This is a genomic window from Methylosinus sp. Ce-a6 (genome assembly GCF_009811655.1).
GTDB lineage: Bacteria > Pseudomonadota > Alphaproteobacteria > Rhizobiales > Beijerinckiaceae > Methylosinus.
The window spans coordinates 70,396-96,070 of the sequence record NZ_BGJX01000013.1 but is presented as its reverse complement, the minus strand read 5'-3'; the positions used below and the strand labels follow the sequence as shown (position 1 = coordinate 96,070).

25 protein-coding genes are annotated in these 25,675 nt (G+C 63.0%); 11 read left to right on the top strand and 14 right to left on the bottom strand.

Annotated features, from left to right (window positions below; all coding sequences use genetic code 11):
* From Mspo_RS10600 to Mspo_RS10590, 3 genes are all read right to left on the bottom strand, one after another.
* A partial coding sequence (locus Mspo_RS10600; protein ID WP_159729516.1) for a hypothetical protein occupies nt 1-629 on the bottom strand: 629 nt, incomplete at its 3' end.
* Complete coding sequence (locus tag Mspo_RS10595) at nt 626-1,402, bottom strand: hypothetical protein (protein WP_159729514.1); 777 nt, start codon at nt 1,400-1,402, stop codon at nt 626-628. The genes Mspo_RS10600 and Mspo_RS10595, both read right to left, overlap by 4 nt.
* A 108-nt stretch (nt 1,403-1,510) precedes the next feature.
* Nucleotides 1,511-2,215: a hypothetical protein gene (locus Mspo_RS10590; RefSeq protein ID WP_159729512.1), complete on the bottom strand. Its 705-nt coding sequence runs from the start codon at nt 2,213-2,215 to the stop codon at nt 1,511-1,513.
* Between the two features lie 429 nt (nt 2,216-2,644).
* On the opposite strand from Mspo_RS10590, the gene Mspo_RS10585 reads away from it, so the two are divergent.
* From Mspo_RS10585 to Mspo_RS10575, 3 genes are read left to right on the top strand one after another with little or no spacing between them, the layout of a single operon-like run.
* Nucleotides 2,645-3,805, top strand: a complete 1,161-nt coding sequence (locus Mspo_RS10585; RefSeq protein ID WP_159729510.1) for a Rha family transcriptional regulator — start codon at nt 2,645-2,647, stop codon at nt 3,803-3,805.
* A gap of 51 nt (nt 3,806-3,856) precedes the next feature.
* Complete coding sequence (locus Mspo_RS10580) at nt 3,857-4,555, top strand: hypothetical protein (RefSeq protein WP_159729508.1); 699 nt, start codon at nt 3,857-3,859, stop codon at nt 4,553-4,555.
* Between the two features lie 53 nt (nt 4,556-4,608).
* Entirely contained in the window at nt 4,609-5,352 is a 744-nt protein-coding gene (locus tag Mspo_RS10575; protein WP_306344961.1) for an SOS response-associated peptidase, read from the top strand.
* Between the two features lie 84 nt (nt 5,353-5,436).
* Here the strand turns inward: Mspo_RS10575 and Mspo_RS10570 are convergent, their stop codons facing one another.
* On the bottom strand, nt 5,437-5,838 hold the full coding sequence (locus Mspo_RS10570) for a hypothetical protein (protein WP_159729504.1): 402 nt from the start codon (nt 5,836-5,838) through the stop codon (nt 5,437-5,439).
* Between the two features lie 280 nt (nt 5,839-6,118).
* Here Mspo_RS10570 and Mspo_RS10565 point away from each other — a divergent pair, with 280 nt between their 5' ends.
* From Mspo_RS10565 to Mspo_RS19895, 4 genes are all read left to right on the top strand, one after another.
* Nucleotides 6,119-6,496 (top strand): integration host factor subunit alpha, encoded by a 378-nt coding sequence (locus Mspo_RS10565; RefSeq protein ID WP_305847248.1) that lies wholly within the window; start codon nt 6,119-6,121, stop codon nt 6,494-6,496.
* A 157-nt stretch (nt 6,497-6,653) separates the two neighbouring features.
* Nucleotides 6,654-6,971 (top strand): hypothetical protein, encoded by a 318-nt coding sequence (locus tag Mspo_RS10560; RefSeq protein ID WP_159729500.1) that lies wholly within the window; start codon nt 6,654-6,656, stop codon nt 6,969-6,971.
* Between the two features lie 3 nt (nt 6,972-6,974).
* On the top strand, nt 6,975-10,115 hold the full coding sequence (gene mobF / locus Mspo_RS10555) for a MobF family relaxase (RefSeq protein ID WP_159729498.1): 3,141 nt from the start codon (nt 6,975-6,977) through the stop codon (nt 10,113-10,115).
* Nucleotides 10,116-10,402: 287 nt separating this feature from the next.
* Nucleotides 10,403-10,855, top strand: a complete 453-nt coding sequence (locus Mspo_RS19895) for a hypothetical protein (protein WP_244613323.1) — start codon at nt 10,403-10,405, stop codon at nt 10,853-10,855.
* Nucleotides 10,856-11,141: 286 nt separating this feature from the next.
* Here Mspo_RS19895 and Mspo_RS10545 read toward each other — a convergent pair whose 3' ends face one another.
* From Mspo_RS10545 to Mspo_RS10515, 7 genes are all read right to left on the bottom strand, one after another.
* Nucleotides 11,142-12,566 carry a phosphotransferase gene (locus Mspo_RS10545; RefSeq protein ID WP_244613322.1) on the bottom strand — a complete coding sequence of 475 codons (1,425 nt, stop codon included), beginning with the start codon at nt 12,564-12,566 and terminating at the stop codon, nt 11,142-11,144.
* Nucleotides 12,563-13,435, bottom strand: coding sequence for a HAMP domain-containing sensor histidine kinase (locus Mspo_RS10540; RefSeq protein WP_201281677.1), 873 nt, complete (start codon nt 13,433-13,435; stop codon nt 12,563-12,565). The genes Mspo_RS10545 and Mspo_RS10540 overlap by 4 nt, the downstream gene beginning before the upstream one ends.
* Nucleotides 13,436-13,449: 14 nt before the next feature.
* A complete protein-coding gene (locus Mspo_RS10535; protein ID WP_244613321.1) occupies nt 13,450-15,288 on the bottom strand; it encodes an AAA family ATPase in 1,839 nt (612 codons plus the stop codon).
* Between the two features lie 188 nt (nt 15,289-15,476).
* A complete protein-coding gene (locus tag Mspo_RS10530) occupies nt 15,477-16,037 on the bottom strand; it encodes a serine hydrolase domain-containing protein (protein WP_159729492.1) in 561 nt (186 codons plus the stop codon).
* A 147-nt stretch (nt 16,038-16,184) separates the two neighbouring features.
* The gene (locus Mspo_RS10525) at nt 16,185-17,591 is read right to left on the bottom strand and encodes an exodeoxyribonuclease I (protein ID WP_159729490.1); all 1,407 of its coding nucleotides are present in this window, start codon (nt 17,589-17,591) and stop codon (nt 16,185-16,187) included.
* Between the two features lie 7 nt (nt 17,592-17,598).
* Nucleotides 17,599-18,120, bottom strand: coding sequence for an ImmA/IrrE family metallo-endopeptidase (locus Mspo_RS10520; protein WP_159729488.1), 522 nt, complete (start codon nt 18,118-18,120; stop codon nt 17,599-17,601).
* A 2-nt stretch (nt 18,121-18,122) separates the two neighbouring features.
* Nucleotides 18,123-18,482 (bottom strand): helix-turn-helix transcriptional regulator, encoded by a 360-nt coding sequence (locus Mspo_RS10515; protein ID WP_159729486.1) that lies wholly within the window; start codon nt 18,480-18,482, stop codon nt 18,123-18,125.
* A gap of 156 nt (nt 18,483-18,638) precedes the next feature.
* Between Mspo_RS10515 and Mspo_RS10510 the strand changes: the two genes are divergently transcribed.
* From Mspo_RS10510 to Mspo_RS10495, 4 genes are all read left to right on the top strand, one after another.
* Nucleotides 18,639-18,860, top strand: coding sequence for a DUF2188 domain-containing protein (locus tag Mspo_RS10510; protein WP_159729484.1), 222 nt, complete (start codon nt 18,639-18,641; stop codon nt 18,858-18,860).
* Nucleotides 18,861-18,940: 80 nt separating this feature from the next.
* Nucleotides 18,941-20,089 (top strand): patatin-like phospholipase family protein, encoded by a 1,149-nt coding sequence (locus Mspo_RS10505; RefSeq protein ID WP_159729482.1) that lies wholly within the window; start codon nt 18,941-18,943, stop codon nt 20,087-20,089.
* Between the two features lie 3 nt (nt 20,090-20,092).
* Nucleotides 20,093-21,139: a cyclic GMP-AMP synthase DncV-like nucleotidyltransferase gene (locus Mspo_RS10500; RefSeq protein WP_159729480.1), complete on the top strand. Its 1,047-nt coding sequence runs from the start codon at nt 20,093-20,095 to the stop codon at nt 21,137-21,139.
* Nucleotides 21,132-22,970, top strand: a complete 1,839-nt coding sequence (locus Mspo_RS10495; protein WP_159729478.1) for a ThiF family adenylyltransferase — start codon at nt 21,132-21,134, stop codon at nt 22,968-22,970. The genes Mspo_RS10500 and Mspo_RS10495 overlap by 8 nt, the downstream gene beginning before the upstream one ends.
* Nucleotides 22,971-23,269: 299 nt before the next feature.
* On the opposite strand, the gene Mspo_RS10490 is transcribed toward Mspo_RS10495, so the two are convergent.
* From Mspo_RS10490 to Mspo_RS10480, 3 genes are all read right to left on the bottom strand, one after another.
* Complete coding sequence (locus Mspo_RS10490; RefSeq protein ID WP_159729476.1) at nt 23,270-24,610, bottom strand: hypothetical protein; 1,341 nt, start codon at nt 24,608-24,610, stop codon at nt 23,270-23,272.
* Between the two features lie 16 nt (nt 24,611-24,626).
* Nucleotides 24,627-25,364 (bottom strand): phospholipase D-like domain-containing protein, encoded by a 738-nt coding sequence (locus Mspo_RS10485; RefSeq protein WP_244613319.1) that lies wholly within the window; start codon nt 25,362-25,364, stop codon nt 24,627-24,629.
* Between the two features lie 77 nt (nt 25,365-25,441).
* The gene (locus Mspo_RS10480) at nt 25,442-25,654 is read right to left on the bottom strand and encodes a hypothetical protein (RefSeq protein WP_159729475.1); all 213 of its coding nucleotides are present in this window, start codon (nt 25,652-25,654) and stop codon (nt 25,442-25,444) included.
* Between the last annotated feature and the right edge of the window lie 21 nt (nt 25,655-25,675).

Sequence of the window (25,675 nt, the reverse complement as noted above, 5' to 3'; positions counted from 1 at the left end):
TCCCGCGGAGCCAGCGTCTCCAGCTTGCACACCCAGTCGCCCGTCGGCTGACCCTGTATCGCCACCCGCATCGGCGTCTTCGCGCAACGCGCCAGCGATTGCAGCGCCGGCTCGTCCTGCAACACGCGAATCTGATAGCCGGACCAAAAGCTCACACTCAGCAGCGCCAGCGCCGCCGCGCTCATCTTCATCGCGAAAATGCGCGTGCGCCGACGGGTGATATTATCCTCCGCCAGCACCAGCCACTGCTTCGACTCGCTCACCAGATTTTTCACCAAGTCCTTGCAGACATTGGTGACGATCGTCTCCTGAACCACTTCCGCCTGCCGGATCGTCAGCGCCGCAAGGCGCGTCGCCTCACGCAATCGCTCGATCTCCGTCTCGCCGAGCTCGTGAAGCGCGACAATCTGCTGTTGCTGCGCCTCCATCTTTCCCGACAATGACACGTCGAACCGCTCGACCAGATCCGCCAGCTTCAAAAGCGCCCACTTGAACGCGCCAACGAAGCCGCCGAGAGGACCATTCGGCTCGATCCCCTCCGCCGCCGCCGCCGCTTCCGCCTGCCGCGCCGAAATTCGCACATCCTCGGCCACGCTCTCGATCGGATTTCCCGTTTCCTTCGGGGTCATGGCAGCCACTCCCGAAATTTGCCGGACGACAGTTGGCCTTCCATCCGATCCAGCCACGTCTTGATCGAAAACCGCTTCAGCGGATCGAGCGGCTTCCCGTCTCGACCCGGCTTGCCCTCCACAGCCTCGTAAAAGCCGAGCCCAGCCTTGCGGACTTCCGCGATGTGAATGATGCGCGGCATGACCACGATTTCCGTGCCCGTCTCTATCAGCTCCAGGATTTCCGGCCGTTCCATTATTGCGTCGAACGCGCCCTGCGGCGTCTTGCCAGCCCGCACGAGGCTCTCGTTGAACACCAGCATCGAGCGTTCCGTCTCGAACACCTTCGACCGATGTATCGTCACGATATGCTCGAAGTCCTCGACCTCCGGCCCCGTCATATAAATGGACAGCGGCGCGACGCCGACCGACGCGCAAAATTCCGAGAGCGACAGCTCCCGGCAGAACTCCGCCAGCGCCTGATCGCCCCCGCCCAAATCGAAAATCAGCGACCTTCGCTCCTCCACCATCTTGCCGACCAGATGGCCGATCCAGTCCTTCACATCGGGCGTCTGATCGCTCGGCGGTTGATGCGCCCCGCCCTCCGTTCCTGGCGGATAGAACCCCGCCAAGGTCGCGTTCCGACGATCGCCGTCCCCGACGATGATCTCCCGCCCCTCGCGGCGCGTTCGCTGAATCAGATAATCCGCGAACGTGCTCCCGCCCGTCCGCCCACGTCCATGTCGAACCGCCAATACAAGCTGTCGATCCTCGCCGGGCGAGGTCGTCTCCATATCCAACAGGGTCATTGCAATTCCCTTTCCGCCTATCGCGACGGAGCGGCTCTTCCCGCCCCATCGCTCGAAACGAGCGTCGCGCGACCCTGCGCGTATCTGAAGCTGTCAACCCTCCAAAAATTCCGACATCGGCCTCAGCCCCGACAAGCATTCCAGTTTCCGCCTCGCCGCCTTCTTCTTTTCCTCGATCTCCTTCTCCTTCTCCTTATCCGCCGCCGCCGCCGTCGTCGCCACCGCCGTCTTAGCCGCGCCCACGGGCGTGAGCGCCCGCCCCGTTGCCTCCACCAACGACGGCCCCGCCGCCGGCTGCCGCGAGGGATAGTTGCGCCGGCGCTCGGCCAGCGCGTCCCGCGCCGCCTGCTCGGCCGCTTCGCGTTCTCGTTCGGCCGCCACGTCGCGACACACACGCTGCCAAATTCGCCGCACCAGTCGTCCCGTTGGTCCCTTTCCATTCCGGTTCACGACGCCCGCTTTCGAAATCTTCGCCGCGATCGTGTCCCAGGTCGGACTCAGTCGAATCCGCCAGTTCTCGACGAAATCGAAATTGGCGCGCAGCCAGCGATAAATGTCGCCTTGCCGTCCGAACGGTCGCCCGAGGTCTTCGAGCGCTTCACCCTCGAAGGGTCGATTTCGGTTTTCCTTGCTCATTCGCGTTTTCCTCTCGAACGGTTGCGCTGCGCACGCAAAGCGTGCGAGCCTACGGGCCGCATGCGAATGAGAAACCGAGCCCGCGCGAATTCGAAGACCGATTCGGGCCGGCAGCGGCGGTAGAGAGCGGCTCTCGAGCCCGCTGCTAGCGCGACGCGCCAATGACGAACGTACAACGAACTTCGAGACACGACGGCGGCACCTCGCGGGCACATCCGCCCTCGCAAAGCACATCCAAGGCACATAAAAGGCACCGCCAAGACACCACAAAAACAACCATTATGGACCATTGCACCGTTGGTGCCGGACGCCCCTCCGGGGCGCTCAGAGCCTAACCGGCGAACATCACACGCAAGGCGCGCTGACGCGCATCGATTTACGCAAAAGTTGAATTAGAAGGGGCCGCTGGCGCAGAAACAGGAGCGCGCGGCGCGGGCCGATGAATTTTTTTTTCGGCCCGAATTTCCGGCCGCCGCAGCGCTTCATATTCGCACACATCACTCGCAAGCTGATTCTCGTGGCGCCCGGGCAAAGCCCCAGGCGCAGCGCGGCTGTTCGGAAAACAGCTGTGATTTCAATGCGAGGTGGAAAATGTCAGATCATCAAAACCACGATGCCGACGCTCCCGCGACGAATCTGCCCGTCGAAATCCTCGTCTCTGTCGCCGAGGGAAGAGTCCTCGCCGACAGCCGCCAGGTCGCGAAGACGTTCGGGAAGGATCACAAAAACGTCCTCCGCGACATCGATCGGCTACGAGCCCGTATGGCCCGCCTCGATGGGTCCATGGCTCAAAATTGCGCCATGGGCTTCATCGAGAAGCGGGATGGTCATCAAACCGTCCGAAACCGCGAAGATCGCTATTTCGAATTGGACCGTAACGCCTTCTCCCTCCTCGCGATGGGCTTCACCGGGGACGAGGCTTTACTGTGGAAGATCACGTATATAGACGCGTTCACCGCCATGGAGACCGAGCTTAGTCTCCAGCGTGTGATCGGCGCCGAGGCGGCCGATTCACAAGACGCGACCGACCCCGAAGCCGAGCGTGATGCGCGCGACCGCCTCTTTAAAATCTATCGAGAGGGCCACCTCAATCCGGATGACCTTCTCAGGGCGTTGTTCGGCAAAAACATTCCCTACACGTCGAGCCGTAGGCACCCATTCTTCCTGACCGAATGCTGCGAAGCGTTGGGCATTTCGGAAACCGCCGCCGCCCGCCGCCTCGACTATTCCGATATCACCACGATCGAGGTCGAGGCAGGCGAGGATCGGTTGATGCGACGCGCCATCACGGAAGCCGCGTTGCATTTCCTCGCCTTCTCGCGCCGGTCTCTGGAGCCGAAGCAAGCAGAAGATCAGAATAGCAACCAGAATTCCGAGGATTGGATCCATATCCCTAAAAGCAATGTAGGAAGATACATTCTGAGCATCTTGCCCGATGGGAAACACCATTACTATCGATCCGATTACAATCATGTGATTTACGAAGCCGACCAGATGAATGTTCTCGCGCTCTGCCACTCTCTCAAAACGGTCCAAGCGCTGTGGATGGCGTATGAGGAGTTCCTCGAATTCGGCATCGACCCGTGCGGGGAGCACCCTGTGCGCGCCCTCGACGACGCCATAACGCGCGCTGCGATACAGGCCGACCGATTCATCGAGATTTACACGAAGCTCGCACAACGCAAGGACGGCGCTGGCGACGACCCGAGAAATCCGCGCCGAGCCCCGGGGAAGCCGATGGGCAACGCCTGATAGGAAACGCATAGCAAGAAATATCCTCTCGAGCGGACGAGGAGGAGAGCCGTGGGCGACAGATTCGATCCATGGGGAGGAATGCCGGCCAACCGTCCAAGGCCGAATTTCGAGCCACGAAAACGGACGCCGAAGCTCGATGACTCTCCTCCTGCCGAGGCGTCGAAGCAGCCTTGGACGGACAGGTCGCGCGACGCGGATCCATGGGAGGGGCGGCGCCAGAGACCCGGGCCGCCCATTCTCATCGATCGGAACGTCGCGCGGGCCAACATCGCCTTGGCGATCACATTTGTGCTCGCCGTCTGCGTCAAGGCGGGCCTGTTCCAGGCGGCCTATGATTTCCTCGTCCCGGACACGTCGCCTCCGGTCCCGATACGGGAAGGCGTGCAATGGACGACTGCATCACGCACGGCCATGAACCCGCTCACCATCGCGAGCCCGTCGGGAAACAAATCCTTCGCGATCAAGGTGGTGGAAGAAGGCCCGAACCGGCAGATCGCCCTGCTGTTCATCGGCCCTGGAAGACGTGCGGAGACGAGGCTGGACCCTGGCGTCTACAAGTTGAGAGTCGCGACGGGAAGCATCTGGAGAGGAGGCGCGCGACTCTTCGGGCGTGAGACCCTCTGCTTTGAAACGGCAGCCATGCAGTTCACGGTCGGCGCAAACGGATATGGCGGAGGCGCCGTGGATCTCGCAGACACCCTCGCGGGAAACCTGAAAAAAACTCAGATCAACAAGGACATCTTCTAAACGCCCGACCACAACGCCGAGATGCAGATGCTTGGACTGTCCGGCGAAAGATCATGGGGGAACCCGCTGCGGCGACTCGGCTTCCGTTCGCGCCGAGCGTAGCGTATCCTGCGTCCATGTGCGGGCGGTTCACCCAATCCTATACCTGGGCGGAAGTGCATGCTTTTCTGAGCGTGATCGGGCCGCCGCGGAACCTGCGACCCCGTTACAATATCGCGCCCACCACAACGATCGACGTCGTGCGATCTGGCGAGGCGGGCCGAGAAATTCTCCCGATGCGTTGGGGGCTCGTCCCGTCGTGGTGGAAGAAGCCGCTGAAGGAGCTCCCTTCGACATTCAATGCGCGCGCCGAGAGCGTCGCCGAAAAGCCGATGTTCCGCTCCGCCTTCAAGTCGCGGCGGTGCATCGTTGTGGCGTCCGGATTCTACGAATGGACTGGGAAAGCCGGCGCGAAAACCCCCCATTATTTCTCTTCGCCGGCCGGGGAGCCGCTGGCCTTCGCAGGCCTGTGGGAGAGCTGGCGCGACCCTGAAACGACGGAGCCGCTCCTCTCGGCGACGATCGTCGTCGGCGCCGCCAATGAATGGATGTCACGGTTTCACGATCGAATGCCGGTCCTGCTAGCGCCGCCGGACTTCGATGCATGGCTGACCGGCGCGGAGCCGGGCGCCCTTTTGCGGCCGCCCCCGACTGACGCTCTGCGCGAATGGGTGGTCTCGAACCGAGTCAATCGCTCGGGCGCCGGCGATGACGACGCCAGCCTGACGGCTCCAATAGTGGCCGAGGTCGACGCCTGACCTCCGAAGGGCTCCCGTAAATTATGGCGAGAAGCCGAGCCGATCGGCGCGATCGGGCTTTGAACGCACTTACTCGAGAGGCGTCTATTCCGGGTGCGCTTGTGTCTGCCGATCGGCATCAGGCGCGGCGTCGCCCGTTGATTGTTTGTCTGAAACCGAAACGACCCTCGTCCCGTGACGCAGCATGATGCGAGCGCCGGGCCGCGTCATAATCGCCGCCGTATAGGCGGCTGTGGCGACGTGCAGATTGAGCGCCGCAGCCACGACCTCGCTGGCGCCCGTGTCGGCCGGCTCGATCGCCGTCACGACAAAAGGAAGCGTCTTCGCCTCCGTGCGATCGAGCCAATCCGCATAGCCCTCGAGCGCCATGCCGACGAAGAGCGAGGTTGTCGGGCTCAGGCGGATGCCGCTGGTCCGCTTCGCGATTTGATCCGCCAGCCATCTGGCGTAGCCGCTGGTGTTCTCCGGGATGCGCCGCTCGCTCATGCGAACATAAAGAGAACATGCCGCAAGTCGAGTCAAGCCCGGAAGGCGGTCGAGCCGGCGGCGCGCGCTCTGATCGTTCATCGGCGTCTCGGCCGAATGTGAAATTCTGGCGCATCCTCGCCATAGAGCCTGCATGCGAGCAGCCGGCTCCCCGCTGGGATTGCCAACGAAAAACCGCAGTGACCAAATACCAAGCTCGGGCGGCGCTGGTCCGCCCCCTACCTGCGGGTTAGACATTCACCAGCCGCAATTTGATTCGGTTCGCCCTGCGGGCGACGCGGTGTGTTTTCGAGGGAACGGCGGAAAGCCGGATGGGATTTTGGACGCAGCTGTTTCCAGGAGCACGGTGACGCGCGACGACCTCGCGCACGCCATTTACGCCCGCATCCCCGGTCTCTCCCGCGCGGACGCAAAAGCCCTGCTCGATTGCGCACTCGAGGAAATGCTGTCCGCCCTGACCAGCGGAGAAGACGTAAAGCTCCGCGGCTTCGGCACTTTTCGCATCCGCTCCAAGAACGCTCGCCCGGGCCGCAATCCGAAAACCGGCGCCGCCGCTCTCATCTCGTCGCGTCGGGTCGTCGTGTTCAAAGCGGCGCCACATCTCAAATCGGCCGTGGCGGCGTCGGGAGCATCCCCGGCCGCCGATGATTCTCCGTAGAGCGGCCCCCGGCGCGGCGTGGTGTGAGCGCCCATGACAGCTGATGTCACGGGCCGCGCGCCGCCGGCGCCGGACGCCGCCCCGAATCTTTCGGAGCCGATCGTTTTCATTCGCGCGGACTCCGACGACCCTTCGCGCTCGTGGCGGAGGCGCAATCATGTCCGAGGAATTGAAAGAAGGGCTCGCTCGCGTCGAGCAGGAAGCCCACCAGATCGTCGAAGCGGTCGGCCTTCAGAACGAGCAGATCCGCATCACCATCGCCCGCCTCGACGAGATCATCGCCCTCCTCACGCCCAAGGACGACGCCGGCGAGCCGACCTTGAGCGATTTGCTCGCCCATCTGATCGCGCAGAACCGCGAGCAGCTCATCCTCTCGCGCAAGACCGTCGAGCTCCTCGTCGACATGCAGCAAAGCCTCCCGGACAAGACCGTCGAAGCCCTGGAAAAGCGCTTTTCTTCCCTCGCCAAGGCCTGAGCGATGATCACTTTCCGCAAGTTCGCCGCAGCGTCCGACGGCAAGCTCGTCCGCATGTATTTCACGGAGGCGAGGCTCGGCCCGCCGCCGCAAGAGCAGGCGACCGAGGCCCTCGGCCAGCAGCAGCTGGAGCCCGGCTCGCGCCTCACCAGCTACTACACCGGCCGCGACGCCGGGCCGGCGTGGCGAGCGGACATGCCGCTCTCGGTCGCCCGCGCGCTCGGCATCAATTCTCACCATGCGCCCAAGGACGAGGAGCTCGACCGGCTCTTCGAGGGGAAGCGCGCCGACACGGGAGAGGCTTGGTCGAAGCACAAGCGAGAAATCAGCGGTTACGACTTCACCTTCTCGCCCCACAAATCCGTGACGCTCGCCGCCGAATTCGCGCAGGATCCAGCGGAGGCCTCCGCCATCCGCAACGCCATCTATCGCGCCAATGACGCGGCGATGCGCTATGTCGCCCGCGAGATCGGCTGGGCGCGGCGCGGGCGCGCGGGGGAGAGCGGCGCCGATCCCGGCGCGGTCGGGTGGGTGAGCTTCAAGCATTATATCGCCCGTCCGACCCTGCCGGTCCAGGACGGCCGCGAGGGAGCGACCTACCTCCTCGAAGCGCCGATCGCCGGCGATCCCCACGATCACATCCACAATGCGCTGTTCAATCTGGTCGTCACCGGCGAAGGCCATATCGGATCGCTCGACACCCAGCGCCTCCACGCCCGCGTCCACGAGTTCGGCGCATTCGCCCAGGCCGTCCTCGCCGATGAGCTGCGCATGCTCGGTATTCGCGTCGCCTATGACGATAAGGAGCAAGCCGCCGTCATCCTCGCGATTCCGCAATTCGCCAATGAGGCCTTCAGCAAGAGCACCCATCAGGTCCTGCGCAACGCCAAGGCCTTCGCGGCCGGCCAAGGGCTCGACTGGGACGACATCTCCGCGGAAAAGAAAGCCGAAATCCTCCGTGAGGCGGCGGCGGCCGCGCGCCTCGCCAAGCATGGCGAAAAGACCGATCATAAAATCTGGCGCGACCAGGCCGAGGCGATGGGCTGGGAACACTCGACCGTCATGGAGGACGCGAAGATCGCCGCGCTGACGAATGAGGAGCGCTTCGAGCAGGCCTACGCCTTCGCGGCGAAACATCTCGCCGAGGAGTTCCACACGGCCGCCGTCATCGACCATGATCGTCTTCGCATCCACGCCGCCCGCGGCTTGATCGGGGTGGGCGTCGCCGGCGGCGTCAAGGATATCGACCGGGTTGTCGAGCTGATCGAGCGCAAGGGGATAGATCTTCACGGCGAGCACGTCGATCTGGTCGCCGCCTGGGCGAAGCGCGAGAATCCCGAGGACGAGCCGCGGCAGGTGCTCCGCGTCACCAATTCCGCACAGATCCGCGTCGAGGAGAGCCTCCGCGACCATGCCGCGCGCGCCGCGCTCGACACGTCCGGCGCGCTGGCGGCCGGCGACATCCGCCGCGCCATAGAGGCATCGGGTCTCGATTTTGACAGCGAACCAGAGCATGGCGCCGTGCAAAAGGCCGCGATCTATGCGCTCGGCCGGGGCGGCGCGCTGTCGCTCCTCACTGGCGTCGCCGGCGCGGGCAAATCCACGCTGCTGCGGCCTCTCGTCGCCGCCTGGAAGGCCGACACGCGCTTCGACGCCTCGGGCCGCGAGATCGTCGGCGTCTCGACCGCATGGCGGCAGGCCGACGCGCTGCAGGACGCCGGCATCTTGCAGACCCGCGCGTTGGAGCCATTTCTGAAATCCGTCGAGGCCGGCGAGTTCATGCCCACTCGCAACACAATCCTCGTCATTGACGAGATCAGCCAGATCGCGCCGCGGCCGATGCTGCGGCTGCTCGAGCTGCAGGCCCAGACCGGCATGACCATCAAGGCGCTGGGCGACCGCGAGCAGGCGCAGGCGATCGAGGCTGGCGACACGATCGAAATCCTGCGTCGCGCCCTGCCGAAATCGGCGCAACCCGAACTCCTCACCGCCGTCCGTCAGGTCGATCGGCGCGACCGCCAGATCGCCGGCATGTTCCGCGACTCCGAGGCCGAGTCCGCTCTCGCGATGAAGCGCGCCGAGGGAACGGCCATGCTGGTCGGCGGCGATTTCGACCAGGTGGCTGCAAAGATCGCTGAATTTTATGTCAGCCGGCGGGACATTCTCGACGCCGCCGGCTCGAAGCGGGGAATCACGATCTCCGCGCCGACCAATGAGGACGCGGCCGCCATCAGCATGGCGATCCGGACGCGGCTCAAAGCGCGGGGCGAGATCGGCGCCGATGAGACCGTTCACAAGGCGATCGCGCCGCGCGGCGCGAAGGAGCCGCACGCCTTCGACCTGCCGATCGCCACCGGCGACCATTTGCGCCTCTACCGCTACACCTGGGCCAAGATCGACGGCAAGGAAGGCCCGATCGGCTATAACGGCCATGTCGTCAAAGTGGTCGGGAAGACCGCCGGCGGCCTCCTGCTCCAGAACGCCAAAGGTCAGATCGGAGAGGTCGAATGGCGCCGTCTGACCGATCCCGTCACCAAGCGGCTGATGCTCGGCTTCGGCCATGCGCTGACGATCGACGCGGCGCAAGGCGTCACTTCGGATGAGCATATCGACGCCCTGCCGCGCGGCAGCGCCGGCATCACCGCCTTCAAAGCCTATGTCGCGGAAAGCCGGGCCAGGGGCACGACCTGGACGATGATTTCCGAGGCGGCCGTCCATGAGGCCGAGAGGCGCAGCCGCGCGCTCGGCGACGCCAAGCCGATCGAGTCGGAAGATCTCTGGAAGCGGATCGCCGCCGATATGGCCGCCAAACCCTATAAGTCGCTCGCTCTCGATCTCGTCGAGGCCTGCCGGCGCACGCGAGAGCGGTCGATCGATTCCTTCATCGAACAGGGGCGCACGTTTCACCGGCGGCCCGCCGACGCCATGGATCCTGGCCGAAAGGCGCGAGAGCGCGTGCGCTCGAAGATCGCCACGGAAGAAGTTGCGCCGCACATCGCCGATCTCGCCGCCGGCGTTGAGGGAAACGCCGCCCTATTGCGCGAGGCGAAAGAGAACATCGAGTCCCGCCTCGACAAGCACCGGCCCGAGCCTCCCTCGCCGGCCCCTTCTATCGTTCGGCCCTCTCCGTCGCCGTTTCGATGAAGCTGTGCCTATCAGCTTTGCAACATATAGAGGGCTCAGTGCGCCGCACCGACTTCCACGCTTTTTGGCCGGACGTGACGCGACCTTCCCGCTCGGGAAATCGCGTGAACCATCCCTAAACGGCATTCACGCGAGCAACTGGGCTCTGGCTGAAAACCGTAACGCTCGCATCGGCCTTCCGCACGCGATGAGCTAATGGCGGCGCGCGTGCGTCCAGATGACTCGCCTCTCTTACCCATCGGCTCTGGGTGGTTTGCGCACTTAGCGATCTGCGTGATAGTTGCCCCATGACCGATTGGATCGAACATTTTCGAGCAGCGACGCGTGGGATGACGGTCGCGCACGTCTGGCGCGGATACGGCTCGGCGCTGTTCCTCGAACTGGGCGAACTGACTCCAAGTTGCCGCCGTGACGGAAGTCCGGCCGCACCTCAAGGCGAAATCGGAGTAATGATCGAATGGAGTTGGCGGATCGAGGACGAGCGGTCCGTTTTATGCGGCAGCTTCAGCGCTGAGGAGCTCTGGGCTCCAATGTTTGATCGCCTCGTCGGTCGTGAGGTCATCGGACTTACGACGTTCGGCCGCCTGCCAGAGATTTTGCTATCGCTCGACAACGGTCTCTATGTCGCGTCCTTCATGACGGCCGAGGGCGATCCCGCGTGGACGATGTTCGACCGGCGTAATTCGAAATGTCTCGCGCTCTACTGTCGAAGTGGTCTACTCTGTATTGAGCGAGACTGATCGACTGCCTGCGGCCCGACCACCCCGTTCGGCAACGCGAAACTCTGACCCTAATGGGACCTTCGCTGCTTCGACAACTGCATCCCAGAGGGTATTGCGGCCAAGTTCCCAGCAGAAGATCGGCCAAAGCTTCGATCAGACCCGGCGCCTCCTTGGTTTCGTGAACCGTGCTTTTGACAGGCTCCACCTTGAGAACGAGCTGCCCGCGGGCTCGACGCCGGCATCGGGGACAATCCGAAAGGTCTTCCTCACTTGCTAAAGGAGAGAGGCGACCCCGAACACAGGATCAGGTCGAGGCCATACACGCGCGCACTCCTTCGAGTAACGCTAGGATGCGTTGCTTGTCGGTGTCCGAATATTTGAGCTGTCGCAGCAGATAGGTGTACGCCGAGGCGGCGATCTCTCGCCGCCCTGCGGCCACAGCCGTCGACCACTCCCGGCACGCCCGAATGAATCCCGGGATTGGGCAATCCGCCAGATAGGCATCGAGATCATGCCACTTGCGACAGGCCGCTTCGTTCGGCCAGGCCGTACTGATAGTGTCGTTCTGCTGAAGAACCGCACTTAGCTCCAGGCTGACGGGGTCATAGCTTGCCGCGCTCATCCCAACGTCGCCGTAATCTATGATCACGATCTTGTTGCCATTTGCGACGAGGATGTTCTCGCCATGCAGATCGCCATGGACGCAGCACCAGCGCGTCTGCAGCTGCTTCCCTTCGAACTCTGCAGCCCAGTCGAGCCCATATTTCGCCTGAAGCGCTTTGGCTGCCTCATCCTCAACCCAGCAGGCCCTAACTTTGGCGACCGTCCGTCGCGTTTCCGCTTTGCTGGCGGACCAATCGGCGAGAGCCGCCGACGTAGCGGCGACGGCACTTGCAGCACGTTTGTCTTCCTTGGCCATGACCGCGAACATCGACTCATCATGACCTTGAGCAAGCTGGTAGAAGAGGCCTGCGGTCGGCCCGGCTCCGAACTCCAACATTGACATCTTGCGCGGCGTGACCGCGCCGTTCAGCAAGACGACATTGGCTTCGTACCGCCTGTCTTCGTCTTGCACGCGGTCCAGCGAGCCGAGCTTGGCGACCACCTCGCGAAGCGGCGCGCCACTGCCGTCGAACAGTTGCAAGCGAAGTGTCTTGGCACCAGAACGTCCGGCACCTATCTTCGAGGCCCTACAGCGCATGGCACCGAAGCGTCTGGCGAAGATGCGGACGAGGCGATCTTCACCCGTACTGAGATTAACGGAGCGCAACTCGAGCTCGATCCCATCCAGGGCATGGATCGCGTCAACGACTTTGCCGATCGTGATGGGCGCACGATCGATATTGATCTTCCGTAGGAATTCGACCGTATCGATCTTCGCGCCTTCGCCCCAGATGTCCGAGTCATGCTTTTGGGTGAGCAGGTCCGCGATGAAGTCGTCGGATGGCGACGATGTCAGCACGAGCAGCTTCGTGCCCGGCGTTACCTTGCGCGCATGATGAAAGACGAACTTGCCGTGTTCTGGGTCCAGATCTAGCGTGCCGTTGCCGGTCGGAATCTTCAGGTCCAGAATGGCGAAATCATAGAACTCGCTGTCGAGTAGGGTACGCGCCTCGTCACGGTTGCGGGCAACCGTCAGTCGGCTGGGCGCGGCCAACCCGCCAAAGATTGCGGACAGCTCGGCGATATAGTCTTCATCATCTTCAACGATGAGGACGTGCGCGGTCATTTGCGCCAACGGCTGGTGTAGAGCGCACCGCCATCCTTGGCGGGCTCAAGGTTTAGCGAGCCGATCATCGTCTCAACGGCCTGTCGTGCGATCGCGAGGCCGAAGCCGGTGTGATTCTTCTTGGTTGAGTTGCCGATCTCGAAGGCCGTCTCGATTGGGCCATTGATGCCGAGGCCGTGATCCAGCACCGAGACCCAATAATCAACGTCGGTCTCCCCCCAGCTCACCGTGACATCGTGCGATTGAGGCGGACGGCCAACCGTCTGCTGCGACTCCACTGCGTTTCGCAAGCCGTTGACCACCACCATTCGGATCAACGAGGGATCGCCCTTGATTACAAAAGGACGCGACCCGATCATGGAGATCCATTCTGTGACGTCCTCCGGATAGGCGCCGATTAATTCGTCGATCAGGGAGGCCAGATCGAATTCCTGCGGTCGCGGGACAGCAGCCGCGTTCTTGAGGGTCTCGATCGCCTCGAACACGCGACCAACGGATTCCAGGTGACGCTTGGTTTCCGAACTATCCCACCTATTGGCAAGCTCTCGCTTAGCGGCCAAGCGGACGAGCCCGATGGGAGACGCGATCTCATGGAGCAGAAAGCCACTGATCCACTCGACCGCTTGCCCGCGGATCTGACGCCGGACATCGTCGGAAATGACTTCGCCCTCATCGTGAGCTAGCAGTTGCGGCTGCTGCTGCTGCGCAAGCCGCCTGATGCTGTCCTGGAGCGCGTAATTGACGTGCGAGACCATCTCAAGCTTCTGCGCGAGGCGGAGCCTTTGCAGGTCGGAGGGACGTCCAACCACGCCAAGCGCGCGCGCCGCTTGCCCACGAAGGTGCGCGGACGATGCGGTCAGGTGCGCCAATGCCTCTTCCCTGGTCATTGAGGCGGTTGCGCGTTGTAGAAGGCGGCGCGACGCCGAAAGGCATCGGCCCCCCCCTCCATGACGGATGTGATAGCCTGGACAACCTGGGGCGCGCAAAGCGGCGCAGCCACCAGCGGGAAGCCGCGCCGCCCGTCCGAGCCGAGCTGAAGCACGAAGTCTGCATTTCCCAGCACGGGGATGTTCGCGTTGTGGGTCGAGAAGATGGACTGGCCGGTCGTCGGACGCGCGAGGATTGACCTGATCAAGGTGTCTGCGATGAAGGCGTTGTCGATATGATCCTCAGGTTGATCCACGATCAGCAGTCGGTCGACGTGCCGGAGAACCAGCGGGAGAATCACGGTGCATCGTTGGCCCGTCGAAAGGTCGGCGATATCCTTGTGGTCGGCTCCATCGAGCAGGGAGAAGGTGACATAATCCTCGACAGGCACTGTCGCGATTGCGCCGAGATCCGCCTCCTTGAGTGCAAACACAGCTTTGGCGGCACGGTCGATCGACATCAATCCGCGGGTCGCGACGAGCTCATAATCGTCGCTCTCGACAGCTTCGAGCAACTCCCGCGGGCTGATGCGCTGGGTCAAAGAGCCGACGAGATCATTATACCGCAGGCCGCTTCCCCGCAGCGCCTCAATCAATGCCGTCGCAAAGGCGTCGGTCTGACCGCCACGCGTCACCCGGATGCGGATGCGTGGTCCCAAGATTTTGTTGAGACCGGCGGCCGCTCGGGTGCGCTCTTCGAAGCGCTGCGTCCGAATAGCCTCCAATGTGTCTAGCGCGGCCGAGCGCCGCGCGATCGCTTGCGACATCGCGGCGCTGCGCGTTGCCAGCACGCCGCGCAGGGATTCGAGCTGAGCCTTCCGCTCGCGCAGTGTTTGACCGCGACGGACAATTTCGCCCGCGCCGGATTGGAGACCTTCGATGTCCCGACGCAGTTGGCGAGCCTGATCCTCGAACCCGATCTTCTCCGCGTCCACCGAAGTTGCCATCTCGGCACTGGCGGCCTCGACCGCGGCGAGCTCCTGAAGCGCATAGAGGATATGCTGGTGGGCTTTGGCCACACGCGTCCGCAGCGCTGCCAGGGGATCCTCGCCGATATTGGCCGGCCACACTTCCCCCGTGCCCATGTTTTGCGCGCTCGCTAGGGTAGCCCGCCAGCGCGACACGACGGCATGAAAGCGCTGGATCGCGGCGCCGGCGACACCACTCACGGCAATCTTTCCGCTCAGCACACTGAGCTGGCCGGTCCGCGCTTGGGCGTTGGCAGACAGACTGGCGAGCTGCTGCTCTTGCGGGGCGAGCTGCTCTAGCTGGGCCTCGATGCTGGGCAGTTGCGAGATTTGAGCGTTGAGCCGCTCCATGTCCTGGCGGATTGTGTCCGTTTCGGCGGTAAGGGAGCGCACGGAAGCCACAGCTTCCGCTTCGGCCGCAGCGATCAATCTCTGGTCGCCGAGAAAGCCGTCGAGCAACCGTAGGCGGCCGCCGGGCTGAAGGCCGACCGTCTCGATCTCCGTCTGTGAGAGGATGATCGGCGGCACAAAGGGACCGGAGGCGCGTGGAGCGGTCTCATTCGTGGAGCGGGACACGACGATTCGGCGGTCCCCATCGACGAGCGTCAAAGTGATCTGACCCGAACCGAGTACCGACAGCGCATGCTCTTTGCTTCTGCGACTTGTCTCGGGCGTGTAGCCGTCGACATTGAGACAGAAGCGGATGAGCTCGATCAGGGAGGTTTTGCCGGTCCCGCGCGCGCCGATCACGACATTCAGGCCAGGCTTGGTCCATACGTCGAATCCGTTCAGAAAGCCTTCTTCAATCTGGATGCGCTCGATGTGCATTCCGTCCTCATCATCTCGAGCAGTCTGCATGGGTCGGCTGCACAAGAAGTTCGACCGCTTTGGAATCGCCACTGCACCCATCGACAAACGCGGTCACAGACTAGCCGTAGCAATTCTCAAGCTCAACATCCAAACGCTTCATGAAGGCCCCCAAAATCAAAATGAGAACCGGAAGCTACCACGAAGGCTCAGCTCTGTCGCCATAGGCTTGAGGGCCGACCTGTGCCGGTCAGTATTCCTCGGCCAGCATGATGGCGGCGCCCGGCACTTTCGGGGATCTTTTGGCGCTTTTCGCGCCAGAAGCTGAGATAAGGTTGATAAATCCAACGCAGCCCCGCCCGCATCGTCAGTAGATCCGCCAAGGAGATACGGTCGCGATCTGGCGAGCGCAGATCGACGCATTCGGGGAAGAAATCGAGCGCGGTGGTGTCGAGGCTCTTCAGCGCGCCGCGGTCGAGGGCGATGCCGACCAGGAGGGCGACCACACTATTCGTGATCGATGAGATGTCGTGCTTGGTCGCGGCGTCGTGCGGCAGGATCGGCAGGGGCTCGCCCCAACTATGTTCCGGCCAGCGCTGGTCGGCACCGGCGAAATACTGCTCGTAGACCAGCACGCCATGCCTTGCGATCACCACACCGTTGGCGCTGGCCGCCGACAGGTCCTTCAGGCGCGCACCGATCGCACAAATTAGAACGGGATCGAGCCCCTGCAACTCGCGTCGACGCGGCCTCGCGCGGCGCTCGCTCATGACCCAAATCGGACGGTCGGAGGGATCGATTTACGGCATCTTTATGCAGTCACCATTTTGCTGCCTCACGCTCTCCGAGGCCGCCCTGTTCCTCTCGCTAGATCTAAACGCGCCCAAAGCGATAGAAATCGGCGCTGGCATGGATGCTCAAGGGACTGTTCGCGCCCTAAACGCAGCTGCGCGAGCGCTGCGATGCTGCAAATAGATGCGGTATCGAGAGAGAAGACCATCGTGGTCTGCTCCTTCCCCCATCAGCTTATCCGTTTCGGCTAAAGCAAGCTCGTATGTGAAACAGCCGGACCCATCTCCCGCCAATTGGTCCGCCAAACGACGCTCGATCTCGGCCTTTACCGTCGCTGGAAGAACTCCACGGGCTTCGCAATATATCAGCCGCAAGCCAAACCACCGCAAGCGGTCGTCTTCGAAGCTTTGCACGATAGCGAGACGATCCGGCCATGAGGCTTCGTGAAAGGCGTTCATGCGCCCCTCGTCATCCGGCCTTGGGAAGCCGTTGTAGATTCGCTCCTCGAGATGAGGCGACAGTGGATATGGCTCACGGGCGGCGATGTAAGCGGCGACAAGCCGCGCACGTAGATAAGAGTCCGCCTTTACGCGCCGGGCCTGATCTTCGATGTGGCCGATCAAGCCGCCATCCAACATATGTTCGGGAGCATCGAAGAAAGCGGTCAGCGTAGGTGCTGAATTGACCCTGAAGCGACGGATGGGACTGGGCTTCTGCGACAGATGGGCCTTCAGTTCGACGTCGTTCATTGCAGCAAGCTGACCGATATCTTGATTGAGGTTGAGGCAAAGCCGGCCGTTAGATTGGTCGGGGTCGAGACCAATACAGACGACTGGCGCGTGGTAAGCCTGCCCGCCATAGAACTCGGTCAGCACAAAGCCATCTTCAGCATCGACGAAATCCGAGACGGTAGCCTTGTTCGAGAAGCGAACGAACCGCTGCCATAGCTCCGGTGACCGATGAAGGACCAGTCGACATAGCTCGACCGTCGCAAGCACGTCCGACATGGCGTCGTGCGCGCGGCCATGGACGACGCCATTCGCCGCCGCCAACTGCTGCAAACGAAATGTCCTTCGCCCCTCCTCACCGACCGGCACGACAAGCTGCGCGGGCGACACGGCATCAGCGGCCATCACCAGGCTGAGCGCGTCAGCCCGGCAGTTGCGATGGTTGCTCGTCAGATAGGCCGGATACAGGCTCTGAAAGAGCGCGTGACGCAGCATCTCTTCATCAAAGCGGATGGAGTTGAAGCCGACGAAGACTGCCGGACTCCAAGATATGAGGGTCCGCCGAATGTCTCCTACCATCGCGTAGTGCGACGGCAGGTTGGTGTCAGTTAGCCATTCGATCGGCAGCCCGTTGGTGCGCATCGCCGAGGGATGGGGAAGCACATGTGGCTGTAGGCGCGAGCGCGCTTCGAAGCGTGCCACCTCGTTCAAATTCGCATCGGTGCGAACCGCCGCGAAATGGAGAATCTGATCGAAACCGCGCTTGAGCCCCGTCGTTTCGGTATCGAAGAAGACGAAGGTCATGGGCGCGTTACCAACGAGTTAGCCGAAAGCGCATTGCCGCCGGACTAACTCTGAACCGTCGCGCTAACGCTTCGATCGCTGCCTCGTCCTCAAGGTCGACTCCTCCCCCCTCCAACGCGGCGGCTAGGAGATCGCCGGGGATTAACAGCTCCGAGGCGAAGGCGTTGGCCTCGATTTCCATAGGCTCGGTCCCGAGAGCCGAAACATCGTTCCGGAACAGAACGCGGATCCCCTTATCGACATGCACGGCTTGGCTGATCACAGGAGCATGGAGCATGTGATGGGCCAGCTCGTGGGCAGCAGAGAATCGCTGTCGATTCGGATGGTGGAGCGCGTTCACGCCGATGATGCCTACGCCATCCTTGATATATGCCATGCCGGAGAGGTCCTCATCGAGCGGTGCATACTGAAGGACGATTTTGCGAGACTTGATTATTCGTTCGACCGGAACCGGTGGCACCGATACGCCATACTCCCGGAGGATCGAACGAGCAGATGCGCGCGCCCAATCAGGATCGGCATCGGCCATAATCAGGCCTTACCGCGTCGGGGTTGCAACGCGGTTGTGATCAGGTCCGCGACTTGCGCTTCAGCGTCTTGCGAAAGCGTCTGCTTGGACAGCGCCTGATTGGAAAGCATCATCTTCAGCCCCTCCCCTAAAGGCTTTTGCGGCATCGGCGGCAGCAGCTCAGCCACCTTGGTGAAATCGAGTGCTGCGGCGAGCGCGTAAACGTGATGCAAAAGGATGTTCTGCCGGCCGCTTTCAATGTTGGCGATCGAGGCGCGCGACATGTTCACCTTACCAGCCAGCTCCGCTTGGGTGAGGTCGAGCGCTTTCCTGCGGGTTGAAACCGCGCTGCCAAATGCCTTGTAGAGTGCTTCGCCTGCCATGAATCATGTTTGCTCTCCGTTCTCGATGATGTCAACCTCGCAAACATGATGTGCTTATTACAAACGATTGTTTGTGATTGTTGGTTGACATCTCAGATTGCTTCGGCAATCCTTCAGGCTCGGGTGCGGTGCCCGTGACGAGTCGAAGGAATCGGGATGTCGAAGCGGATTCATGTAGTGCCCCATGGTTCGGGCTGGGCGACGCGTCGCGAAGGCGCTGCTCGGGTCGGTTCGATCCACAACACCCAGGCCGATGCGACGCAGACCGCGCGCGGTACCGCCGTTCGCGAACGTGGCGAAGTCATTATCCACCGTCCGGACGGTCGCATCCGGGACGCCAATTCTTATGGCAACGACCCCTTCCCGCCGAAGGGCTGACTGGACCGGACCGCTTCGAAGCGGTTCGGCTAGGCTGCATGGAAGAGGCAACGGGTTGACAGAGAGGAAACAACGCGCAGATGGCCGAAGGTGAGCGAGATCAGAGTGCCGAGCGGCCATATCGCGTGCTCAGCCTAGACGGCGGCGGGATGCGGGGCATCTATACGGCGGCGTTTCTCGCCCGCCTGACTGATCAGTTCGCCCGCATTCGGGGCGAATCGGCGCTCGATCTGGGACGCGGCTTCGACTTGATCACCGGGACCAGCACCGGCGCAATTGTCGGCTGCGCGTTGGCCGTCGGGCGGCCGATGACAGAAGTGGTGGCGCTTTATCGCGAGCACGGCCCCAAGATTTTCCCGCACCGGATCGCGGGCAAGCGCAGCGCTATCTACCGTGCGAGCCAGGGCAGCCGTTTCGTACGCGAGGGCGACAAGGCGCTGCGCGAGGCGCTGCGAGGCGTGCTTGACGATATTACGATGCTCGAAGTGTTCGCAGGCCGCGGCATCTCGCTCGCGATCCCGACGGTGCTGATGAGCGAGCACCGGGCCTGGGTCTTCAAGAAGACGCCCAAGAGCGGGGTGCGTGACGATCACTATCCGCTGGTCGACGTTTGCATGGCGACGAGCGCCGCGCCCATCTACCGCTCGCTAGCGGCCATCGATGATCCGAACGCACCGGGCGGGCCGAAGCAAGTGTTCGCCGACGGAGGCCTTTGGGCCAATAACCCGATCATGGTTGGGCTCGTCGACGCCCTGACGGTGGCGCCGCCCGACCGTCCGATCGAGATCTATTCACTCGGAACGTGTCCGCGCCCCGAGGGCGATTACCTCGACGCAGAGAGCGCGCACCGCTCCATGCTCGACTGGTCGCTCGGCGCTGACGTCGCGCCGCTCAGCATCTCGGCGCAGGAGTTCGCCTTCGACCACATGGCGCGGCTTTTGACGAACGCCATTAGCAACTGCGGCCGCTCGATTCGGCGCGTGCGCTTTCCCAACAAGCCGGTGCCGGCAAGCATGATGCCGTATCTCGCCCTCGACGACACCCGGCCAGAGGCGATGGATCGGCTGGTCGGCCAGGCGCACACCGACGCCGATCTGACCAAGAGCGCCTGCGACGATTCGAACAACGCGGACGGGCGCATGATTCGTCAACTCATGCAAGATCTGCCGGCGATGCCGGCCACCGGCGCCGTCTGGCGCCCAGCTTTGACCGACAACCAGAAAGGATAGGTGATGTTCGACTGCGCTAAAGACGTGCGTGCGTACCACGACCAGGATGTGACCCTGCCCAAGAGCGAGCAGGATGCAATGCGCGACCGCCGCGACTCCAACCGGACGCGGCTGCGGAACGGCTTGGATAAGGCCGGCAAGCCCAAGCCGATCGAGTTCGTCAAACAGGGCAGCTACGCAATGAAGACGATGTGCCGCGACCCCGACAACGACTATGACATCGACGACGGAGTCTACTTCCACAAGAAGGATCTGGTCGGCGATCGCGGGGCCGAGATGACGTCTCTACAGGCGCGCTGGATGGTGCGCGACGCGGTCGACGACGGCAAGTTCAAGCGTGCGCCTGAGGTGCGGTCGAACTGCGTGCGTGTCTTCTACGAGAAGGGTTACCACGTCGATCTGCCGGTCTATCGCCGCGTCGTCACTGACACTGTCTTCGGGGAGGAGGTGCATTACGAGCTGGCGGCGAGCAGCGGCTGGAAACGGTCCGACGCCCGCGATGTGTCGGACTGGTACGAGGACCAGCGCGCCGCATCGGCCGACGGCATCGAGCTGCGCCGTATTAATCGCGACCTGAAGAAATACGCCCGCAGCCGCTACAGCTGGCGCGGCTCGATCCTCAGCGGCTTTGGCATCTCGATTCTGACGACCGAGAAGTTTCGCGCGAACGACCGCGAGGACCGCGCGCTCTACGATACTATGGTCGCCATCCGTGATCGGCTGAACTGGAACCTCGTCGTCGCCCACCCGGTGACTCCGGGCGACACCATCACCAGTGGGTCTGACGACGCCAAGGCGCGCTGTTTCCGCGAGAAGCTGACGGAGGCGATCAACACGCTTCAGCCGCTCTTCGAAGCCGACTGCACGCGCGAGAAGGCGCTCAAATGCTGGGATAAGGTGTTCGCTACCACTTTCTTCAGCGAGCGCCTGGAAGAGGAGCAGCGCGCGTCCCTGGCGGCTCCCGCGGTCGTCAGCTCCGCCGCCCTGTTAAGCGCGACGGCGGCGGCGGCCGGCGCGATCAGCAGTGCCGGCGGCGGCCGTCATGCCTAAGGCCTTGCTCGCGCTCGATTGGCGACGGGCGGCGCTCCTGCTCGAAACGACCCTGCGCGAGCAGGCGGGGCAGGCGCCCGAGCGCCTCGACCGCGCGACGATCTCCAGCGACTATCCGGGCCGTGACTGGATCGTCGCCGCTTGGAGGATCAGCGTGGTGTTTTCCGACGGAGTAACCCGCCGAATCGACCTTGTGGCCGGCGCGCAGTTTCCGACGACGCCGGTCAGGACCGCGCTGGTCGACCATCCCGAGCCCATGACCTGGCCACACGTCGAAAGCGACGGCATCCTGTGTCTGTTGCCGAACATGGCCGAGTGGGATCCTGATGATCCCTCCGAGGTCGCGATGGATCTACTAAACCGCTCGGTCCGGCTGGTCGAGGAACTGCTGGAGGGCATCATCATCGAGCGCGACTTCCGCGAGGAGTTTGTCACCTACTGGGGTTACCGAGTGCATTCACAAGGCGAAAACCTGTTCAGCCTGATCGCACTCAAGCCGCCCTCGCGGGTGGTGCGTGTGTGGCGCGACAAGGGTCTGGAAGTCGTCGGCGAGGACCAGGGCGCGATTGCGAAATGGGTGTGTCACCGCTTTGGCGACAAGACTCCGGTGAAGACCGAAGCGGCCGCGTTCCTCTGGCTCGACGCGCCATTGCTTCCTGCTGAATACCCGGAGACGGCTGCCGATCTGTATCGATTGGCGGAGCGAACCGCTGGCGAGGCGAGGACTGTGTTGGAGCAGGCCGCGAAAGGCGAGCCGGACGAGGTGCTGGCGCTCCTCGGAGCCACTGGACGCGGGGGCGCCGCATCGATCGGGGTGAAGGTGCTCAACCCAAAGCGGCTCAAGGGCCGGCCGCGCGCGCCCGACGAACCCCTCTCGGTGGGATTCCGGCCTGGCCATACCCCCCAGCCGTTGCTGCTCGGCCGCTTTTTCGGCCCGGTTCCGATCGTCAGGACCCTCGTGCAGCGCGCCGATGCCGATTGGGTGCATGGCCGAAGTCAAGATGCTCGTACGCGCCGGCTGCTCGGTGCGACTGTCGCGGTGATCGGGTGTGGTTCGGTCGGGGCGCCCATCGCCTGCGCGCTGGCGCAGGCGGGCGTCGGCCGCCTCATCGTGGTCGATCCCGAGCTGTTGACTTGGCCCAATGTTGGGCGCCATCCGCTCGGAGCGACCGCTGTGGGGCGGAACAAGGCCGAAGCGTTGGCCGAGCGGTTGCAGACCGACTTTCCGCATTTGAAAGTCGAACATCGGGTTTGCCGCCTGCATCAGCTGATCGCGCACAACAAGGATCTGCTCGAAGTGGCCGATATGATCGTCGCAGCGACCGGCAACTGGGGCGCCGAGAGCGCGCTCAATCGCTGGCATGTCCGGCACGGGCGTGAACGGCCCATTGTCTACGGGTGGACCGAGGCGCATGCCTGCGCTGGCCACGCGGTCGCCATCGGCCGGAGGGGCGGCTGCCTGCAATGTCACATCGGGCGTACCGGCGCGCCCGAACTCACGGTAGTGGAGTGGCCGGATGGCGGCGACATTGCTCAGGAAGAGCCTGCCTGCGGCGCGCATTATCAGCCCTACGGGCCAGTGGAGCTCGCTTACGTGAACGCGATGATTGCGGAAGTCGCGCTGGACTGTCTTCTCGATCCACCTTCGCATTCTTTCAGTCGCGTATTTGCCGCGTCGCCGCGCCGGCTCGCGTCACTTGGCGGGCAGCTGACCGAAGGCTGGCGCTCCGCTTTTGGCGAAGTTGAAGAAGGCGTTCGGACCGTCGATCGGCCCTGGTCTTCTGCTAATTGCGCAGCTTGCGGGCCTGGGCGTCTCGACGACGCAGGATAACGCTGCACCGAGATCGAGCTTCCGAAACTTCAGTCAGCCGTAATGGTAGAGCGACTGCTTTCGCCGCGGTCGCTCTCGCCGCGCCGTTCTTCCGCCAGGGCGCCGGCACGATCAATATTTTGATCCTGGCTATGCTGTCGCAGATCGCGCCCTGACAGGCATGACGCGGGCGTTTGGCCGGCCTGTCGCGAATGTCCGGTTATGGCGCATCATCGCCATAGGAATTGTCGCACCGCAGTCCCTAAATGTTGATGACCTCCGTCTCAACTGGACATGGGCGGATCCGCCTCCGACCCCGCTTACCGGCGCCCGACGCTCCCGAGTATCGACCGGACGACAGCCTTCCCAAAATCTCGTTGCTCCGCATCTCTGTCGGAACCGGCCAGATCGTGCGTGACGAGCGGCGCGCCTCCATAGGCCGCTCGCATCATTGCGTGGGTTCGCTGCTTTCGCACGCGATAATCCTCGTCGGCGAAGCCCATCGTCTCGACGATCACCGTCTCGCAGGCGACATTCGCGGTAGGCGCCGCCCGCAGGACGAAATCTGGAATGCAGACGCTTCGTCCGACTGGATCCGCTTCGTTCGCATACGGCCCGACATCGAACACCGGTTTCTCGATCGTCACCTCGATGCCGTGCTTTCTCTGGAGCCACCCCTGCAGTCCGAGCAGACGCTCCAACGTCAGACGCTCGAAATTGCTGTCGACGAGCATCAGATGATGCTTCGCGACACAGGGATGCACATAGGCCGACAGGACCTCGATCGGGCCGTTCTCCGCCGCGCGCCCGACGAGGCAAGCGGCGAGATAAGGCGCGCGAGCGCCAGCTGCGCTCCGCCCGGCCCCGCCGGCTTTCTCGCCGAACACCGAGATGCGGCCTCGAACGGGGATAGGAGCGCTGGAGAACGGCAGCAGCTCACCCTGGCGAACGGCTTCGAGCGTCGTGATCAGCACGCCATGTGGCCGATTTCTCGTGAAGATGCCGGGCCTCGCCGTGTCGATCCGCGAGACGAGGTTGTCGAGCGCCTTCGGAAAGGTCGTCGAGAAATCCCTCAGTCGGGCGGGACTGTCGAGAAAGACGCCTTCGGACGCTCGTCGAACCGCCGCGAATTGCTCGGAAAGCAAGCCAAATCGGCCACCGGGCGGGACGATTTGCAATCCGGCCTTGTCGACCAGCAACGCCAGCAGCTTCGCGAGGCCGGGCCGAGATCGGACATTTGAGACTCCCACAAAGGATCGATCGAGAGCCCGCCTCCCGTCGCCGAACGGTCCCGCGAGACGCAGCGGGCCGGTGGCGGCAATCCGAGTATAGGTTCTAACGATCTCGAGCTGTTCCGCCGGATCGCGATAGAAATCGCATGTCTCGTCATGCTCGGGCCAGCAGGCGCCCGTTCGGCGCCGGATATAGGATTGCGCGACGGGAACCAGCCGCCCGCGCCGCCCGTCCGGACGACAGGCGCAGGCGAACCACATCCCAGCGCCCATCTGCTGATAATGCGCGACGACTTCGGCGGCTCTGGATCGCTCGGCGAGACCGCCGCCGTAGCGTCCGAAAGCCGCGCGCAACAGGCGATCGTCCACTTCCGAGAGAGCGACGCCTTCTTCTTCGGTCTCTTTCGGAACAGCATGAAGCAATGGCATGGCTACCCTCACGACATCAATCGGCGCGCCCGTGTCTCCACCCCGCGGCGACGGCCTCCTGCTCCGAGCAGAACCACCGCTCTCCGGCGCTCTGGTCGATCTTGACGCGGTCGTAGAATGGTTCGCCGGGCTTATGAAAAATCCGCTCGCCTTTGCGACTGATATTGCCTTTGATCGCGCAGCTCGCCGGCGCCGGCGATTTCGTCGAAGCCGGAGCGACGACCTTCGACGCGAAAGAAGGGCCTGGCGCGCCGATCGACTTGGCCGCCGACCAGATCTGCGAGAAGCGCCCCTCGAAGGCCTGTGCCACCGCGCGATCACGCAGGACAATGAGATCATTGTCTTGCTGCTTCAGACCCGAAGCCGTCAGATTGGCGGAGCCCGACCGCAGCGTGGCGCCGTCGATGGAATAGGATTTGAGGTGCATGAACGGCCCAGGCGGGCTGACGCGAACGTCACCAGAGATCTCGCGCAGACGGTCGAGATCGCTTCGCTCGCTGGGATCGAGGACGATGCGGACCGTAACGCCGCGCCGATGAGCGTCGATCAAGGCGTCGATGACCGGCCAGTCCGTCAGCACGTAAACGGCGAGATCGATCGTGGAACGCGCGGCGCGAAGAAGCGCCACATCGACGCGTTCCAGATTCTCGACGGGCGCGTAATGGATTTCAGGCGCTTCGGCCGCCATGACCGACAGCGACTGCGACTGTGCGAGAACGAATACGCCGGCGAGAAGTGAAAAGCGAAAAAACATATGATGCCGCTCCCGTGAATCGAAGGACGTCCTCGAGCCTTCAGAACGCGATGTTTTTGGATGATTGGCGCGTCGGCTCAGATTTCCGACAGCTGGTCATGCACACTGTCTTTGTGCTTGGCGGAGACATACCAGCCATAGGTCTGGGGATCCCATCGCGCGCGCCCACGAAGCACATCGGCCGCCGCGTCGCCGACGCGCGCGTTGGGTGGCCACCACACGCGCATCTCGCCATTCTCCAGGAGCGTCACCCAGATTTTTCCCAATGACGTTTCGATCGTGTCTTTCATGTCGCGATCCAAATATTACTT

What these genes read in the sequence shown, in the direction of transcription:
- Mspo_RS10595 (WP_159729514.1), bottom strand. Translation starts at nt 1,402, where the DNA reads ATGGAGACGACCTCGCCCGGCGAGGATCGACAGCTTGTATTGGCGGTT.
- Mspo_RS10585 (WP_159729510.1), top strand. Translation starts at nt 2,645, where the DNA reads ATGTCAGATCATCAAAACCACGATGCCGACGCTCCCGCGACGAATCTG.
- Mspo_RS10575 (WP_306344961.1), top strand. Translation starts at nt 4,609, where the DNA reads ATGGGGGAACCCGCTGCGGCGACTCGGCTTCCGTTCGCGCCGAGCGTA.
- Mspo_RS10570 (WP_159729504.1), bottom strand. Translation starts at nt 5,838, where the DNA reads ATGAGCGAGCGGCGCATCCCGGAGAACACCAGCGGCTACGCCAGATGG.
- Mspo_RS10560 (WP_159729500.1), top strand. Translation starts at nt 6,654, where the DNA reads ATGTCCGAGGAATTGAAAGAAGGGCTCGCTCGCGTCGAGCAGGAAGCC.
- mobF (WP_159729498.1), top strand. Translation starts at nt 6,975, where the DNA reads ATGATCACTTTCCGCAAGTTCGCCGCAGCGTCCGACGGCAAGCTCGTC.
- Mspo_RS19895 (WP_244613323.1), top strand. Translation starts at nt 10,403, where the DNA reads ATGACCGATTGGATCGAACATTTTCGAGCAGCGACGCGTGGGATGACG.
- Mspo_RS10545 (WP_244613322.1), bottom strand. Translation starts at nt 12,566, where the DNA reads ATGACCGCGCACGTCCTCATCGTTGAAGATGATGAAGACTATATCGCC.
- Mspo_RS10535 (WP_244613321.1), bottom strand. Translation starts at nt 15,288, where the DNA reads ATGCACATCGAGCGCATCCAGATTGAAGAAGGCTTTCTGAACGGATTC.
- Mspo_RS10530 (WP_159729492.1), bottom strand. Translation starts at nt 16,037, where the DNA reads ATGAGCGAGCGCCGCGCGAGGCCGCGTCGACGCGAGTTGCAGGGGCTC.
- Mspo_RS10525 (WP_159729490.1), bottom strand. Translation starts at nt 17,591, where the DNA reads ATGACCTTCGTCTTCTTCGATACCGAAACGACGGGGCTCAAGCGCGGT.
- Mspo_RS10520 (WP_159729488.1), bottom strand. Translation starts at nt 18,120, where the DNA reads ATGGCCGATGCCGATCCTGATTGGGCGCGCGCATCTGCTCGTTCGATC.
- Mspo_RS10515 (WP_159729486.1), bottom strand. Translation starts at nt 18,482, where the DNA reads ATGGCAGGCGAAGCACTCTACAAGGCATTTGGCAGCGCGGTTTCAACC.
- Mspo_RS10510 (WP_159729484.1), top strand. Translation starts at nt 18,639, where the DNA reads ATGTCGAAGCGGATTCATGTAGTGCCCCATGGTTCGGGCTGGGCGACG.
- Mspo_RS10505 (WP_159729482.1), top strand. Translation starts at nt 18,941, where the DNA reads ATGGCCGAAGGTGAGCGAGATCAGAGTGCCGAGCGGCCATATCGCGTG.
- Mspo_RS10500 (WP_159729480.1), top strand. Translation starts at nt 20,093, where the DNA reads ATGTTCGACTGCGCTAAAGACGTGCGTGCGTACCACGACCAGGATGTG.
- Mspo_RS10495 (WP_159729478.1), top strand. Translation starts at nt 21,132, where the DNA reads ATGCCTAAGGCCTTGCTCGCGCTCGATTGGCGACGGGCGGCGCTCCTG.
- Mspo_RS10490 (WP_159729476.1), bottom strand. Translation starts at nt 24,610, where the DNA reads ATGCCATTGCTTCATGCTGTTCCGAAAGAGACCGAAGAAGAAGGCGTC.
- Mspo_RS10485 (WP_244613319.1), bottom strand. Translation starts at nt 25,364, where the DNA reads ATGTTTTTTCGCTTTTCACTTCTCGCCGGCGTATTCGTTCTCGCACAG.
- Mspo_RS10480 (WP_159729475.1), bottom strand. Translation starts at nt 25,654, where the DNA reads ATGAAAGACACGATCGAAACGTCATTGGGAAAAATCTGGGTGACGCTC.